This is a genomic window from Acidovorax sp., from assembly GCF_021287135.1.
In the GTDB taxonomy this organism is placed as follows: Bacteria; Pseudomonadota; Gammaproteobacteria; order Burkholderiales; family Burkholderiaceae_C; genus Acidovorax.
In genome coordinates, this window is sequence record NZ_JAJTBB010000064.1 from 37,507 (window position 1) to 53,308 (window position 15,802).

Annotated in this window: 13 protein-coding genes; 5 read left to right on the forward strand and 8 right to left on the reverse strand. The window is 67.6% G+C overall.

What is annotated here, in order from left to right; all coding sequences use genetic code 11:
• Window positions 1-12: 12 nt before the first annotated feature.
• The gene (locus tag LWW96_RS14725) at window positions 13-1,008 is read right to left on the reverse strand and encodes a KpsF/GutQ family sugar-phosphate isomerase (protein ID WP_291488254.1); all 996 of its coding nucleotides are present in this window, start codon (window positions 1,006-1,008) and stop codon (window positions 13-15) included.
• A 129-nt stretch (window positions 1,009-1,137) separates the two neighbouring features.
• Here LWW96_RS14725 and LWW96_RS14730 point away from each other — a divergent pair, with 129 nt between their 5' ends.
• Both LWW96_RS14730 and LWW96_RS14735 read left to right on the forward strand, forming a co-directional pair.
• The gene (locus LWW96_RS14730) at window positions 1,138-3,123 is read left to right on the forward strand and encodes a monovalent cation:proton antiporter-2 (CPA2) family protein (RefSeq protein ID WP_291488255.1); all 1,986 of its coding nucleotides are present in this window, start codon (window positions 1,138-1,140) and stop codon (window positions 3,121-3,123) included.
• Between the two features lie 251 nt (window positions 3,124-3,374).
• Window positions 3,375-3,929, forward strand: a complete 555-nt coding sequence (locus LWW96_RS14735; protein ID WP_291488257.1) for an adenine phosphoribosyltransferase — start codon at window positions 3,375-3,377, stop codon at window positions 3,927-3,929.
• A 93-nt stretch (window positions 3,930-4,022) separates the two neighbouring features.
• On the opposite strand, the gene LWW96_RS14740 is transcribed toward LWW96_RS14735, so the two are convergent.
• The 7 genes from LWW96_RS14740 to rpmH all read right to left on the reverse strand — a co-directional run bounded on the left by LWW96_RS14740 (window position 4,023) and on the right by rpmH (window position 9,939).
• Window positions 4,023-4,916: a hypothetical protein gene (locus tag LWW96_RS14740; protein WP_291488259.1), complete on the reverse strand. Its 894-nt coding sequence runs from the start codon at window positions 4,914-4,916 to the stop codon at window positions 4,023-4,025.
• A 112-nt stretch (window positions 4,917-5,028) separates the two neighbouring features.
• On the reverse strand, window positions 5,029-5,520 hold the full coding sequence (locus tag LWW96_RS14745; protein WP_291488261.1) for a cyclic nucleotide-binding domain-containing protein: 492 nt from the start codon (window positions 5,518-5,520) through the stop codon (window positions 5,029-5,031).
• 132 nt (window positions 5,521-5,652) lie between these two features.
• Complete coding sequence (gene mnmE, locus LWW96_RS14750; RefSeq protein WP_291488263.1) at window positions 5,653-7,068, reverse strand: tRNA uridine-5-carboxymethylaminomethyl(34) synthesis GTPase MnmE; 1,416 nt, start codon at window positions 7,066-7,068, stop codon at window positions 5,653-5,655.
• Between the two features lie 149 nt (window positions 7,069-7,217).
• Complete coding sequence (yidC, locus tag LWW96_RS14755) at window positions 7,218-8,933, reverse strand: membrane protein insertase YidC (RefSeq protein ID WP_291488265.1); 1,716 nt, start codon at window positions 8,931-8,933, stop codon at window positions 7,218-7,220.
• The gene (gene yidD / locus LWW96_RS14760; RefSeq protein WP_291488267.1) at window positions 8,930-9,229 is read right to left on the reverse strand and encodes a membrane protein insertion efficiency factor YidD; all 300 of its coding nucleotides are present in this window, start codon (window positions 9,227-9,229) and stop codon (window positions 8,930-8,932) included. The genes yidC and yidD overlap by 4 nt, the downstream gene beginning before the upstream one ends.
• Entirely contained in the window at window positions 9,226-9,741 is a 516-nt protein-coding gene (locus LWW96_RS14765) for a ribonuclease P protein component (RefSeq protein WP_291488269.1), read from the reverse strand. Before LWW96_RS14765 ends, yidD begins: the two co-directional genes overlap by 4 nt.
• Before the next feature lie 63 nt (window positions 9,742-9,804).
• Window positions 9,805-9,939 (reverse strand): 50S ribosomal protein L34, encoded by a 135-nt coding sequence (gene rpmH / locus LWW96_RS14770; RefSeq protein WP_005798102.1) that lies wholly within the window; start codon window positions 9,937-9,939, stop codon window positions 9,805-9,807.
• A gap of 332 nt (window positions 9,940-10,271) precedes the next feature.
• On the opposite strand from rpmH, the gene dnaA reads away from it, so the two are divergent.
• The 3 genes from dnaA (at window position 10,272) to gyrB (ending at window position 15,742) form a co-directional block, all read left to right on the forward strand.
• Window positions 10,272-11,696: a chromosomal replication initiator protein DnaA gene (gene dnaA / locus LWW96_RS14775; RefSeq protein ID WP_291488271.1), complete on the forward strand. Its 1,425-nt coding sequence runs from the start codon at window positions 10,272-10,274 to the stop codon at window positions 11,694-11,696.
• Between the two features lie 142 nt (window positions 11,697-11,838).
• Window positions 11,839-12,957, forward strand: coding sequence for a DNA polymerase III subunit beta (gene dnaN / locus LWW96_RS14780; protein WP_291488273.1), 1,119 nt, complete (start codon window positions 11,839-11,841; stop codon window positions 12,955-12,957).
• A gap of 166 nt (window positions 12,958-13,123) precedes the next feature.
• The gene (gene gyrB, locus LWW96_RS14785) at window positions 13,124-15,742 is read left to right on the forward strand and encodes a DNA topoisomerase (ATP-hydrolyzing) subunit B (RefSeq protein ID WP_291488275.1); all 2,619 of its coding nucleotides are present in this window, start codon (window positions 13,124-13,126) and stop codon (window positions 15,740-15,742) included.
• The last annotated feature ends 60 nt before the right edge of the window (window positions 15,743-15,802 follow it).

The following is a 15,802-nucleotide window of genomic DNA, read 5'->3' on the forward strand; positions in this document are numbered from 1 at the left end:
CTTTCGCGGGGCTCATATGACTTTCGCACGCATGAGGTCGCCAATGTGCACGATGCCGGTGAGCGCGCCCGTGGCGTCCACCACCAGCACGCTGGTGATCGCGTGTGCTTCCATCAGCTCGGCGGCGTCCACGGCCAGGGCGTCGGGGGCAATGCGGCGGGGGTTGGGGTGCATCACCTCGGCGGCGGTCGCGGTGCGCAGGTCGGCACCCGCTTCGATGCGCCGGCGCAGGTCGCCGTCGGTGAAGATGCCCAGCACCAGCCCCGCGGCGTCCACGATGGCCGAGGCGCCCAGGCCCTTGGTGCTCATCTCGCGCATGAGTTCGCTGAACGACGCCTGGGGCGGCACCTGCGGGATTTCCGGCCCGCTGCGCATCACGTCGCTGACATGCGTCAGCAGCTTGCGGCCCAGCGAGCCGCCCGGATGGGAGCGCGCGAAGTCTTCGGGGCGGAACCCGCGCGCGTCCAGCAGGGCCACGGCCAGGGCATCGCCCAGGGCCAGCTGCGCCGTGGTGCTGGCGGTGGGCGCCAGCTGCAGCGGGCAGGCTTCGCGCTCCACGCCGCTGTCCAGCACGATGTCCGCATGTCGGGCCAGGGTGGAGCCGGCGCGCCCCGTCATCGCGATCAGCGTGGCCCCGAGGCGCTTGATGACGGGCAGCAGCGAGGTGACTTCGTCCACCTCGCCGCTGTTGGAAACGGCCAGCACCAGGTCGACGGGCTTGATCATGCCCAGGTCGCCATGGCTGGCCTCGGCCGGGTGGACGAACATGGCCGGGGTGCCGGTGGAGGCCAGCGTGGCCGCGATCTTGCGGCCGATGTGCCCGCTCTTGCCCATGCCCATCACCACCACCCGGCCGCGCACGGCCAGGATGGCCTGCACCGCCTGGAGGAAAGAGTCGCCGACCCGGGCCTTCAGGCCCAGCACGGCCGCGGCCTCGATATCGAACGTGTCCCGGGCCAGTCGCAGGACTTTGTCGGTATCCAGGGGGGGCAAGGCAGGTGCGGTCATCCGGGCGATTCTATCGATCGCACGGCGCCCGGGGCCCCGCAGAGGCGGCTTTCCCCAGCGGGGGCCGGGCCCTTGGCCCACGGCGCGAAAATTGGTGAACGGAGGGTGCGGCTCGGATAGCATCGAACCATGTCCTCCCTTGCCCTCACACTGCTTTACCTGCTGGCCGCGGTGCTGGGCGTGGTGGCCTGCCGCAGCCTCAAGCTGCCGCCCATGCTGGGCTATCTGGCGGCCGGCGTGCTCATTGGCCCCCACGCGCTGGCGCTGGCCCAGAACTCCGAGGGCGTGCGGCACCTGGGCGAATTCGGCGTGGTGTTCCTCATGTTCGCCATCGGCCTGGAATTCAGCCTGCCCAAGCTGCGCGCCATGCGCCGGCAGGTGTTCGGGCTGGGGCTGATGCAGGTGGTGCTGACCATGGCCGTGGTCACGGGCGCAGCCCTGGTGCTGGCGCGCTGGGCCGGCGGGGTGTGGGACATCGGATGGCAGACCGCCCTGGCGCTGTCGGGCGTGATGGCCATGAGCAGCACCGCCATCGTGGTCAAGCTGATGGCCGAGCGCGCCGAGCTGGAGAGCGAGCATGGCCGGCGCGTGATGGGCATTCTGCTGTTCCAGGACCTGGCCGTGGTGCCGCTGCTGGTGCTGATCCCGGCGCTGGGCTCGTCGTCGGATCAGCTGCTCACGGCGCTGGCCTGGGCGCTGGTCAAGGCAACGGTGCTGGTCGGGCTGCTGCTCACCGGCGGCCAGCGGCTGATGCGCTGGTGGCTCACGCTGGTGGCGCGCCGCAAGAGCGACGAGCTGTTCATGCTCAACCTGCTGCTGATCACGCTGGGGCTCGCCTGGCTGACCGAGCTGGCCGGGCTGAGCCTGGCGCTGGGCGCGTTCATCGCGGGCGTGCTGGTGTCCGAAACCGAATACCGCCACCAGGTGGGCACCGACATCCGGCCTTTCCACGACGTGCTGCTCGGGCTGTTCTTCATCACCATCGGCATGATGCTGGACTGGCACATCCTGGTGGACCGCTGGGCGCTGGTGCTGGGGCTGCTCACGGTGCCGCTGGTGCTGAAGCTGGCTCTCATCCTGGTGCTGGCGCGCGGCATGGGCGCCACCACGGGCGTGGCCCTGCGCACGGGCCTGTACCTGGCGCAGGCCGGGGAGTTCGGCTTCGTGCTGCTGTCGCTGACGCAGGCCAACGGCCTGGTGCAGCCGGCCCTGATGAACCCCATTCTCGCGGCCATGGTGCTGTCGATGCTGGCGACGCCGTTCCTCATCATGTACAGCAACCCCATCGTGATGAAGCTGGTGGCCAGCGACTGGCTGCAGCAGTCGCTGCAGATGACCAGCATTGCGCGCAAGTCCATCAACACCAACAAGCACGTCATCATCTGCGGCTACGGGCGGTGCGGTCAGAACCTGGCGCGCATGCTGGAGCGCGAAAGCATCCCCTACATGGCGCTGGACCTGGACCCGGACCGCGTGCGCCAGGCCGCCGCGGCCGGCGACTCCGTGGTGTATGGCGACGCCACGCGCCTGCAGGCGCTCATGGCTGCCGGGCTGGTGCGCGCCAGCGCCGTGGCCGTGACCTACATCGACGTGCCCGCCGCGCTGAAGGTGCTGGCCAACGCCCGCGCCCACGCGCCCCAGGTGCCCGTGGTGGTGCGCACGCAGGACGACCTCTACCTCGACAAGCTCCAGGAAGCGGGCGCCACCGAGGTGGTGCCCGAGGCCATCGAGGGCTCGCTCATGCTGGCCAGCCACGCGCTGGCGCTGGTCGGCGTGCCCATGCGCCGCGTGCTGCGCCTGGTGCAGGACCAGCGCGATGCGCGCTACAACCTGCTGCGCGGCTATTTTCATGGCGCAGACGACGACACCACGAACGAGCGTGACCAGGAGCGCCTGTCCACGCTGAACCTGCCGCCCGGCGCCACCGCCCTCGGCCGCACGCTGGGCCAGCTGGCGCTGCCTGCCATGGGGGTGCAGGTGGTCAACCTGCGGCGCGGCGACGGCCACGTGAGCGCGGCGGTGGATGGCGCCCTGCTGGCCGCCGGGGACACGCTGGTGCTCTCGGGCCACCCGGCCGCGCTGGCGCTGGCCGAGGACAAGCTGCTGCGCGGGTAGCGGCTGCGGCGGTGGTTGCGACGGATATGAGGTTTTAGGCAAAATCGGTCCCCAGCACCCGTCTGTATTGCGCAAGCAGCTATATTGTTTGTAGCGTTTTGCGCTGACTGAACCCCGCCACCGCCGTGCCGCCGGATGGATGCTCCCCGGCCGCAAGGCGCTGGCGGCTGGATACACTCCCTGCGGCGAACGGCGGCCCTGGACGCCGCCCCGCCCATCGTCCTTTTGTCTTCTTGCTACCGAGCCCGCCCATGCAGCCCCTCAGCGTGAACGAATACCTTCGCCAGCACATCCGCACGGTACCGGACTGGCCCGCGCCGGGCGTGCAGTTCCGGGACATCACGCCCCTGCTGCAGGACCCGAAGGTGTTCCGGGTGCTGATCGACGCCTTCGTGCACCGTTACATGGACAAGGCCCTGCGGCCGGACGTGGTGGCGGGGCTGGATGCGCGCGGCTTCATCCTGGGCGCCGTGGTGGCCTACGAGCTGAACGTGGGCTTCGTGCCCATCCGCAAGAAGGGCAAGTTGCCGTTCACCACCGTGGAAGAGACCTACGAGCTGGAGTACGGCAGCGCCACGGTGGAGTTGCACACCGATGCCGTGAAGCCGGGCGACCGGGTGCTGCTGATTGACGACCTGATCGCCACGGGCGGCACCATGATGGCCGGCCGCAAGCTGCTGGAGAAGCTGGGCGCCACCGTCACCGAAGGCGCGGCCATCGTGGACCTGCCCGAGCTGGGCGGCTCGCAGCGCCTGCGGGAATCCGGGCTTTCGCTGTACACGCTGGTGGACTTCGCCGGCCACTGAACCGGCCACTCAATGCCTGAGCGCCTGAGCACCCCGGGCGGCATGTGCGTCTGGCGGGTGCTGCGCGCCGCCGCGGGGTAGGACGACCCGCGCTCAGTTCAGCTCGCCGTACTGGGTGGTGCTCAGGTCCGGACCCCGCTCGACACCCGGCATTTCAGTATCTTCAAAGCCCGTGGGCTGCGACGGGGGCAGCAGCGGCCCCGACTGCACCGGAACACCGGGCCGGGCGCCTGCAGGGGCAGCGGCAGCGGTGGTGCTCGCCGCGGCGGCCAGAGCGCGCTTGAACGCAGCCACCTCGTCCGCCTCGATCGGTTCGTAGCGCGGGGCGGCCCGCAGCGGTGCCGCGGGGGCCGGCGCGGGCCGCAGCAGCGGGCCTTCGCTGGCGGCGGCGCGCAAGGGCGCCGGGGCCGAGGCGAGGGGCAGGGGCACGGCGTCCTGCGCGCGGGCAGCAGGCGTGGCCGGCACGGGCGTTGTTGCCGGGCGCCGGGCGGCCGCGGGCGCCGCCTGCAGGCCGGCCCCCTGGGGCGCCACGCCCTTTTGGGGAATCCCCACCGCCACATGGTCGTTGATGCGCCAGTACACCGCCGTCACCAGGATGTCGTAGCGGGTCTTGGCCGTCTGGGCGATCAGGGCCTCGATCTCCGACAGCCGCACGGTCTCGCCGCCGTATTCGCGGGCCAGGTCCATCATCACCAGGAACTGCCGCCCGCGCTGGTCCAGCGAGAGCACCTTGAACTTGTAGCTGGCCGACAGGACGCCGGCGCGCACCATGGCATCGCGCACCACGGTGTAGAGCAGTTCGCGGCGCTCCATGCGCTCGTTCTTGCGATTGGCCGCATGCTCGGGCGGCACGGGGTCCAGCAGCGGCTTGCCCTGCCGGCCCGCCAGCGGCACGGTGGCGTCGGCATTCAACAGGCCCGACGGTTCGGCCTGGGTCCGGGGTTTGGCGGGGGCGGGTTTGCGGCTGAACCAACTGAACAGGGACATGGCTTGCTTTCTACGGAACGGCGGCGCCAAAAAAATGCCGATCGAGTGTAACTTGATGTGTACCGGTTCCAGCGCCGCATGCGCTGCCAACTGCCCGTGCGGCAGCGCGCTGTCAGGTCGCCGCAACGCGGCGGCGGCGGTTGCCCAGCCGCTTGGCCAGCACCGCGCCCACAGCCATCACCAGGCCCAGCGCAATGGCCGGCTGGCGGTTGGACAGTTCGGTGAAGCGGATAGCCGTCAGGCTCCACAGCTTGCAGGGCACGCTGGCCTGCACCGTGGCGCTGCGCGTACGGTGGGAGAAGAAGGCGCCCTCGCCCACCACGGAGCCTGCGCCCACGATGGCCAGCCGCAGCCGCTCCTTTTCGTCCTGGTAGTGGACGCTGAGGTTGCCGCTCTCCACCAGGTACAGCGTGCGGTCGGTCGTGCCCTGGCTGAACAGGATCTGCCCGGCCGGGAGCACCACCGGCAGCAGGTAGGACGAAAGCACGTCCCACTGCGCGCTCGACAGGGGGTTGGTCATGCTGTCGTCCGCGCTGGCTTGGCTGATGGCGGCAATCAGGCCTTGGAGGTCGACCTTGGAAACAACGGGCGTGGGGACATTCATGGTCCGCCGAAGCTACCCCTGTTACAGATTGCGCACAAGCACTGTTTACGTCCCTTTACAACATAGGCGACCAACGGTGGCGCCCACGCCGCAGCCGGAGCGGGCGCCCACCCTCCGCAGCCGGGACGGCGCCTATTTGCCGATGCAGAAGCTGGAAAAGATGACGCCCAGCAGGTCGTCCGAACTGAACTCGCCGGTGATGGTGTTCAGCGCGTTCTGCGCCAGCCGCAGCTCTTCCGCCAGCAGGTCCAGCGCCGGGCCCTGCGCCTGCAACTGGTCGGCGGCCTCCTGCAGGTGCTGCCCCACGGCCTGCAGAGCCTGCACATGCCGCGCCCGCGCCAGGTACAGGCCTTCGGGCGCGGACTGCCAGCCCGCCACCTCCAGCAGTTGGCGCCGCAGCCGGTCCAGGCCCTCGCCCGTGCGGGCGGACAGGCACACGCCCGCCCGCGCCTGCGCGGCGGCGGCGTCCGGGGCGCTGTCCAGCTTGTTCCAGACATCGATCACGGGGATGCTCCCGGGCAGCTTCTGCGCCAGGGCGCTGGCGATGTCGGCGTCGCCGGCGGCGTATTCCGGCAGGCCCAGGCGTTCCAGGTCATGCAAGAACAGCACCGCGTCGGCGCCGGCAATGGCCTCCCAGGCCCGGGCGATGCCGATGCGCTCCACCGCATCGTCGCTTTCCCGCAGGCCGGCCGTGTCGATGATGTGCAGGGGCACGCCCTCGATCTGGATGGTCTGCTGCACCTTGTCGCGCGTGGTGCCCGCTATGGGCGTCACGATGGCCAGCTCGGCGCCGGCCAGCGCATTGAGCAGCGAACTCTTGCCCGCGTTGGGCTGCCCGGCGATGACGACCTTGATGCCCTCGCGCAGCAGCGCGCCCTGGCGCGCCCGCTGCATCACCGATGCCAGCGTTTGCTGCAAATTTGATAGCTGGCCGCGCGCATCTGCCTTGCGCAGGAAGTCGATTTCCTCTTCAGGAAAATCCAGCGTGGCCTCCACCAGCATGCGCAGGTGGATGAGCGCATCGCGCAGGGCGTGAATCTCGGCCGAGAAGGCGCCGGTGAGCGACCGGCTCGCGCTGCGCGCCGCCGCCTCCGTGCTGGCGTCGATCAGGTCGGCAATGGCCTCGGCCTGGGCCAGGTCGATCTTGTCGTTGAGAAAGGCGCGCTCCGTGAACTCGCCGGGCTGCGCCACCCGCAGACCCGGCAGGCACGGCTGGCCCGTGGCCGGATCGGGGGCGGCCCCCGCCTCCAGGCAGCGCGCCAGCAGCAGCTGCAGCACCACGGGGCCGCCGTGGGCCTGCAGCTCCAGCACATCCTCGCCGGTGTAGCTGTGCGGGCCGGGGAAGTAAAGCGCCAGCCCCTGGTCGATGGCCTGGCCCCGCGCGTCCCTAAACGGCAGGTAGGTGGCCTCGCGGGGCTTGAGCGCCCGCCCGCACAGCGCCTGGACGAGCGCCGCAAGCCCCTTGCCCGACACCCGCACGATGCCGACAGCCCCGCGCCCGGGGGCCGTGGCGATGGCGACGATGGGATCGTGGTGGCGGGCAAGCATGGGGGCAGTTGATAGGGTAAAGGCACCAAAAAACTGGCGCGACCCAGGCGCGGGGACACCGCGCAAGGGCCGCCCCGCCGCGCTGGTGTCGCCCCCCTTCCCGCGCGCAGCGCGAGAGAAAGGGGGAAGCGGCGCAGCCGCTCAGGGGGTTACTTAAATTTCGGCAAGTTGAATTGCGGCGGCACGCCCATGCGGGTGTTGATGATCCACTGCTGCGCAATCGACAGCAGGTTGTTCGTCAGCCAGTACAGCACCAGGCCGGCCGGGAAGAAGAAGAACATCACGCTGAAGATCAGGGGCATGAACCACATCATCTTGGCCTGCATCGGATCCGGCGGCGCGGGGTTCAGGGCCGTCTGCAGCAGCGAGCTGGCCGTCATCAAGAGGGGCAGGATGAAGAACGGGTCGGGCGTGGACAGGTCGTGGATCCAGCCGATCCAGGGCGCATTGCGCATTTCCACGCTGGACAGCAGCACCCAGTACAGCGCAATGAACACGGGGATCTGGATCATGATGGGGAAGCAGCCGCCCATCGGGTTGACCTTCTCCTCGCGGTAGATGCGCATCATCTCCTGCTGCATCTGCTGCGGCTTGTCCTTCAGGCGCTCGCGCATTTCCATGATGCGCGGGTTGATGGCCTTCATCTTGGCCATGCTGGCGTAGGCCTTGGCGTTGAGCCAGTAGAACGCAATCTTCAGCAGCAGCACCAGCGCCACGATGGACCAGCCCCAGTTGTTCAGCAGCTTGTGCAGCTGGTCGAGCAGCCAGTACAGCGGCTTGGACAGGATGGTCAGCCAGCCGTAGTCCTTGACCAGTTCCAGCCCGGGGTAGAGCTTCTCCATCATGGTCTCGACCTGCGGGCCGGCGAACAGGCGCGCGTCCAGCGTCTTGGTGGCGCCGGGTTCGATGCTTCCCAGCGCGGTGAGCATGCCCACGGCGTACAGGTTGGTGTCCACCTTGCGGGCAAACGGCTCGCGCGCCGTGCCGTCGGCCAGCAGCCAGGCCGTGGCGAAGTAGTGCTGCACCATAGCCACGTAGCCGTTGGGGGACTCCTTGGGGATGTCGACCTTGCCGTTCTCGATGTCCTTGAACTCGATCTTCTGGTACTTCTTGGCTTCGGTGTAGACCGCGGGGCCGGTGAAGGTGGAGTAGAACGACGACTCGCCGGGCGGCTTGTTGCCGTCACGCACCAGCTGCAGGTACAGCTGCGGCGCCACGGCGGCGGTGCCGGTGTTGACGATTTCATGCTTCACCGCGATGTCGTAGGCGCCGCGCCGGACCGTCCAGGTCTTCACCAGCTTGAGGCCGTCCATCACCGGGGATTCGAAGCGGATGCTGATCTCGTCCTCGCCGTCCTTGAGCTCGCGCGGGCCGGGCACGGCCGTCATGACGGTCTTGTGCGTGGGGAATTTGCCCCCGATCAGGCCCGTCTGCGCCACGTACACGCGTTGCGCGCTCTCGTCGAGCAGCTGGAATTTGCGCGTCTTGTCCACCATGTCCGCGTGCTGCAGCAGCTCCGCGTGGGTGAGCGAGCCGCCCTCGCTGTCGAACGTCAGGCGGTACAGGTCGGTCTTGACCTCCACGCGCTCGCGCGCAGCAGGGGCGGCCGGGGTAGCGGGCTGGCCCGGAACGGCCGAAGCGCCCTGGGCGGCAGCGGCCACCGGCGTGCTGCTGGATGCGGGCACGCTGGCTGCGCCAGCACCCGTGGTCCCGGGCGCGGCGCCCGTTGCGGCAGGCGCCGTCACCGCGGCCGGAGACGGGAAGAACGTGGCCTTCTTCCCATTGTGCAGCTGCCACTTGTCCCACAGCAAAACCATGGAAAAGCCAAAAATCACCCACAGGATGGTGCGGCGAATGTCGTTCATGAAGACTTCTTCGGTGAGGATGGTTGGGGGGTGGTGGATTCTTCAGAAAGCCGCGAGAAAAGCCGCAGGCTGCGCGGCAATTGTTGCGGGACCGGGTCGTGGCCCCCGTCACACCAGGGGTGGCAGCGTACCAGCCTGCGCACCGTGAGGTAGCTGCCGGCCGCCGCGCCATGCTGTTCCAGCGCCTGCAGCGAGTAGGCGGAGCAGGTCGGCTCAAAGCGGCAGGCCGAGCCCAGCCAGGGGCTGAGGAACAGCCGGTACCCTTTGACGATGCCGATCAACAGGCGGCGCATCATGGCGCGGGCTCCTCGGCAACGCGGGGGCGGGCCGGTGCGATGGCCGCCGTTGGCGCGGGCACGGAGGTGCGCCGGGCCGCGTGGGCGAAGAGCTGCAGCAGCTCTGCGCGCACCGCCTGCTTGAGCTGATCGGACGTGGCGCTGATGAACTGCTTGCGGTCAAACGCGGTGCGCAGCCGCACCACGTGGGCGGCCCGCGGAAGCCGCGCTTCGAACGAGGCGCCCACCGTGTAGATCTGGCGCTTGATGGTGTTGCGCGTGACGGCCCGGCGCGCCCAGCGCTTGGGCACCATGGCGCCCAGCCAGACGTCCGGCACGGCAAACAGGGCCTGCGGCCCTTGCGTTAAAGGCAAGGAGCCGGGCCCTGTGGAGTCCGTCGCGCCAGCCTGGCTGGCAGTGCCGCCACCGCCGGCGTCCAGCGCCAGGCGGTGCAGCGCAAAATGCGCCGTGCGGGAGACCGTGCCCCCCGCCATGGCGGCCTGAAACTGCGGACGGGTTTTCAGCCGTTGCATGCAGGCGCCCCGTCTGGAACCCGACGGCACAAACCGGGGGGCAGGCTGTGGTCCGAAACGGCCTTAGACGGCCAGGCGCTTGCGGCCCTTGGCGCGGCGTGCGTTGATGACAGCACGGCCGCCGCGGGTCTTCATGCGGACGAGGAAACCGTGGGTGCGCGCGCGGCGCGTCTTGGAGGGCTGGTAAGTACGTTTCATGGTGCTATTCCTTGAGGTTCAGTTCCGGACTGCTGCTCTTGAACCCCTGCCCCGACTGCAAGTCGGAAAGCAGAAACAACGGCGCGCCGGGTCAAATCACCCTGAACACATTCAGGGAAACCCGCAATTATCGCAGGCTTGTTGCCGACTGGCAATGCCCCTGGGCGCGTGAAGCCCTTGGACCGCTCTTCCTCCTGGCGCTGCGGGCCCCGGCGCGCCGGCCCTGCGGGCGGCGGGGGCGGCCGGCCGCCGCGTTGTGGATAACTCCCTGGACAAGCTACAATCCGCCGCCCAGTCCCGTTCCTCCTATCCACAACAAGAATCACTCCGAAATGACCGAGGAACCCTCCCACGGCTCCCAGCAATCGCCCGGCGCGGACGCCGGGCAGGGCCTGTGGCAAGCCTGCGTAGAGCAGCTGGCACAAGACCTTCCCGAGCAGCAGTTCAACACCTGGATCAAGCCCCTGGTCGCCCAGGTGGCCGAGGATTTTTCCAAGGTCACGGTGCTCGTGGCCAACCGCTTCAAGCTCGACTGGATTCGCGCCCAGTACGCCGGCCGCATTGCCGCCCTGCTCGAAGGCCTGTATGGCCAGCCCGTGGCACTGGAGTTAGCGCTTGCTCAGCGTGAATCCGTCGCCCGTACTTATGTTCGCCCGGCGGCGGCCGAGCCCACCAGTGCGCCGGCAGCCGCCGAAGGACCCTCGGGCCATGCCGAGGAGGCGCCGGCTGGCGCCTTCCGCAACCGGCTCAATGCCGCCCTCACGTTCGAGACGCTGGTGGAGGGCACGGCCAACCGCATGGCCCGCTCGGCGGCCATGCACGTGGCCGGGTCGCCCGGCCACCTCTACAACCCGCTGTTCATCTACGGCGGGGTGGGCCTGGGCAAGACCCACCTGGTGCATGCGGTGGGCAACCGCCTGCTGCAGGACAAGCCGGACGCCAAAGTTCTCTACATCCATGCCGAGCAGTTCGTGTCGGATGTGGTTAAGGCCTACCAGCGCCGCACCTTCGACGAGTTCAAGGAGCGCTACCACTCGCTGGACCTGCTGCTGATCGACGACGTGCAGTTCTTTGCCAACAAGGACCGCACGCAGGAGGAATTCTTCAACGCGTTCGAGGCCCTGCTGGCCAAGAAGTCGCACATCGTGATGACCTCGGACACGTACCCGAAGGGCCTGGCCAACATCCACGAGCGGCTGGTGTCGCGCTTCGACTCGGGCCTCACCGTGGCCATCGAACCGCCCGAGCTGGAAATGCGCGTGGCCATTTTGATCAACAAGGCCCGCGTGGAAGGCACGGAGATGCCCGAGGAAGTCGCCTTCTTCGTGGCCAAGAACGTGCGCTCCAACGTGCGCGAGCTGGAAGGCGCGCTGCGCAAGATCCTGGCGTACTCGCGCTTCAACCAGAAGGAAATCTCCATCCAGCTCGCCCGCGAGGCGCTGCGCGACCTGCTGTCCATCCAGAACCGGCAGATCAGTGTGGAAAACATTCAGAAGACGGTGGCCGACTACTACAAGATCAAGGTTGCCGACATGTACAGCAAGAAGCGCCCGGCCAGCATTGCCCGCCCGCGCCAGATTGCGATGTACCTGGCCAAGGAGCTGACGCAAAAGAGCCTTCCGGAGATCGGAGAATTGTTCGGCGGGCGCGACCACACCACCGTGCTGCATGCCGTGCGCAAGATCGCCGGCGAGCGCCAGCAGCTGACCGAGTTGAACCAGCAGCTGCATGTGCTGGAGCAGACGCTGAAAGGCTGAAGGCGCGTGGGAAAAGCACCGAGCGGTCAGCGCCCGTTCAATGGGCAGTTAAACGGGCAAAATGGCGGGTTAGGCAGCGGGGGGATGCACGACCTGCGCAGCTGTCCAAGCACCGTTCCAAAATCCACAAGAGGTTGAAGACATGATCGTCCTGAAGGCAACACAAGACAAGGTTCTCGCGGTTCTGCAATCCGTGGCGGGCATCGTGGAACGGCGGCACACGCTGCCCATCCTGGCCAATGTGCTGATCCGCAAGACGGGCAATGCCCTGCAGCTGACGACCAGCGACCTCGAAATCCAGATCCGCACCACCGCCGAGCTGGGCGGCGACACCGGCGACTTCACCACCACCGTGGGGGCGCGCAAGCTCATCGACATCCTGCGCACCATGCCCGGCGACCAGACCGTGAGCCTGGAGTCGCAGCAGTCCAAGCTGATCTTGAAGGGCGGCAAGAGCCGTTTCACCCTGCAGAGCCTGCCGGCCGAGGACTTCCCGCTGGTGCAGGAGTCCGCCGCCTTCGGCCCCGCGTTCAGCGTGCCGCAAAAGGTGCTCAAGGACCTGCTGGGCCAGGTGAGCTTCGCGATGGCCGTGCAGGACATCCGCTACTACCTGAACGGCATCCTGTTCGTGGCCGAGGGCAAGACCCTGAGCCTGGTTGCCACCGACGGCCACCGCCTGGCGTTTGCCAGCAGCCAGCTGGACGTGGAAGTGCCCAAGCAGGAAGTCATCCTGCCGCGCAAGACGGTGATCGAGCTGCAGCGCTTGCTCAGCGATGCGGGCGGCGAGAACCAGCCCCACATCGAGATGCAGTTTGCCAACAACCAGGCCAAGTTCACCTTTGGCGGGATGGAGTTCGTCACCAAGCTGGTGGAAGGCAAGTTCCCCGACTACAACCGCGTGATCCCCAAGAACCACAAGAACAGCGTCACCCTGGGCCGCGCCCCGCTCCTGGCCAGCCTGCAGCGCACGGCCATCATGACCAGCGACAAGTTCAAGGGCGTGCGCCTGAACATCGAGCCCGGCACGCTGCGCGTGGCGTCCAACAACGCCGAGCAGGAAGAGGCCGTGGACGAGCTCGACATCGACTACGGTGGCGACACCATCGAGATCGGCTTCAACGTCACCTACCTCATCGACGCCCTGGCCAACATGGGCCAGGACATGGTGAAGGTGGAACTCTCGGACGGCAACAGCTCCGCGCTGATCACCATCCCCGACAACGACAGCTTCAAATATGTCGTGATGCCCATGCGCATTTGATGGGCGGCGGACGGCGTGCCCCTTGCGCCCGCCGCGCCGCGTGCCTGATAAATGCTATCATTTTGATAGCTTCCGGCGATTTACTGATAAGCGCTGGAGCCTGATTTGACCATTGAACATTTTGGAAGCCCCCGCAGGCTTCCATGCACGGATCCCAAGGCCCACCATGACCGCTGACACCAACCTGCCCGAGCAAGCCCCCAACGGCACGGGTGAGCCTGTTCCCACCCCCAAGATCGACGCCCACCAGCCCGGCGCCAGCGACAGCTATGGCGAAGGCGCCATCACCATCCTGGAAGGCCTGGAGGCCGTGCGCAAGCGCCCCGGCATGTACATCGGCGACACGTCCGACGGCACCGGCCTGCACCACCTGGTGTTCGAGGTGGTCGACAACTCCATCGACGAAGCACTGGCCGGCCACTGCGACGACATCGTCGTCACCATCCACACCGACAACTCCATCAGCGTCACAGACAACGGCCGCGGCATCCCCACCGGCGTGAAGATGGACGACAAGCACGAGCCCAAGCGCAGTGCTGCCGAGATTGCCCTGACCGAACTGCACGCGGGCGGCAAGTTCAACCAGAACAGCTACAAGGTCTCGGGCGGCCTGCATGGCGTGGGCGTCTCCTGCGTGAACGCGCTCTCGCGCTGGCTGCGCCTGACGGTGCGCCGCGACGGCAAGGTGCACCAGCTGGAGTTTGCGCGCGGCTTCGTGCAAGACCGCCTGTTGCAGACCGTGGACGGCTTTGAAGTCAGCCCCATGAAGGTCACCGGCGCCACCGAAAAGCGCGGCACCGAAGTGCACTTTCTGCCCGACACCGAGATCTTCAAGGAAAACAACGACTTCCACTACGAAATCCTGGCCAAGCGCCTGCGCGAACTCTCGTTCCTGAACAACGGCGTGCGCATTCGCCTGATCGACGAACGCAGCGGCAAGGAAGACGACTTCTCCGGCGCGGGCGGCGTCAAGGGCTTTGTGGAATTCATCAACGGCAGCAAGAAGGTGCTGCACCCCACGGCCTTCCACGCCACGGGCGCGCGCCCGGCCGAGAGCTACGGCGGCATCCCTGGCACCGAGATCGGCGTGGAAGTGGCCATGCAGTGGAACGACGGCTACAACGAGCAAGTCCTCTGCTTCACCAACAACATCCCGCAGCGTGACGGCGGCACCCACCTCACCGGCCTGCGCGCCGCCATGACGCGGGTGATCGGCAAGTACATCGAGCAGAACGAGCTGGCCAAGAAAGCCAAGGTCGAAGTCAGCGGCGACGACATGCGCGAAGGCCTGTGCGCCGTGCTCAGCGTGAAGGTGCCCGAGCCCAAGTTCAGCAGCCAGACCAAGGACAAGCTGGTCTCCAGCGAAGTGCGCGCCCCGGTGGAAGACATCGTGGCCAAAGCCCTGACCGACTACCTGGAAGAAAAGCCCCAGGACGCCAAGATCCTGTGCGGCAAGATCGTGGAAGCCGCCCGCGCCCGCGAAGCCGCCCGCAAGGCCCGCGAAATGACGCGCCGCAAGGGCGTGCTCGACGGCATGGGCCTGCCCGGCAAGCTGGCCGACTGCCAGGAAAAAGACCCCGCCCTGTGCGAGATCTACATCGTGGAGGGTGACTCCGCCGGCGGCTCCGCCAAGCAGGGCCGCGACCGCAAGTTCCAGGCCATCCTGCCCCTGCGCGGCAAGATCCTGAACGTGGAAAAGGCCCGCTACGAAAAGCTGCTGACCAGCAACGAAATCGTCACCCTCATCACCGCCCTGGGCACCGGCATCGGCAAGGCCGCCGCCGAATCGGGCAAGAGCGGCGCCGACGACTTCGATGTGGCCAAGCTGCGCTACCACCGCATCATCATCATGACCGACGCCGACGTGGACGGCGCCCACATCCGCACGCTGCTGCTGACCTTCTTCTACCGCCAGATGCCCGACCTGGTGGAGCGCGGCCACATCTACATCGCCCAGCCGCCGCTGTACAAGGTCAAGAGCGGCAAGGAAGAGCTGTACCTCAAGGACGGCCCCGCGCTCGACCAGTACCTGCTGCGCATTGCACTGAACCACGCCAGCGTCAGCACCGGCGCCGCCAGCCCCCAGGTGCTCAGCGGCGACACCCTGGCCGAACTGGCCCGCAAGCACCAGGCGGCCGAAGCCGTCATCGCCCGCCTGTCCGCCTTCATGGACCAGGAGGCCCTGCGCGCCATTGCCGACGGCGTGGAGGTGAAGCTCGGCACCGTGCAGGAGGCCGAGCAAAGCGCCATCGCCATGCAGGCCAAGCTGGCCGAGCTGAGCACCACCGGCGTGCCCCCCGAGGTGGCCGGCGAGTTTGACGTGCGCACCGACAAGCCCATCCTGCGCATCAGCCGCCGCCACCACGGCAACATCAAGAGCAGCATCCTCACGCAGGACTTCGTGCACGGCGCCGACTACGCCGCCCTGGCCGAAGCCGCCAACACCTTCCGCGGCCTGCTGGGCGAGGGCGCCAAGGCGCAGCGCGGCGAAGGCGACAAGGCCAAGGAGGAAAAGGTGGCCGACTTCCGCCAGGCCATGGCCTGGCTCATCAGCGAAGCCGAACGCACCACCAGCCGCCAGCGCTACAAGGGCCTGGGCGAGATGAACCCCGAGCAGCTGTGGGAAACCACCATGGACCCGACGGTGCGCCGCCTGCTGCGGGTGCAGATCGAGGATGCGATCGAGGCCGACCGCGTGTTCACCATGCTGATGGGGGACGAGGTGGAGCCGCGGCGGGATTTCATTGAGACGAATGCGCTGCGGGCGGGGAATATCGACGTTTGATGGACATTCATTCACCATGAAAATCGAAAGCGGCATTTTCGATTTTCATGGTGTTTGATA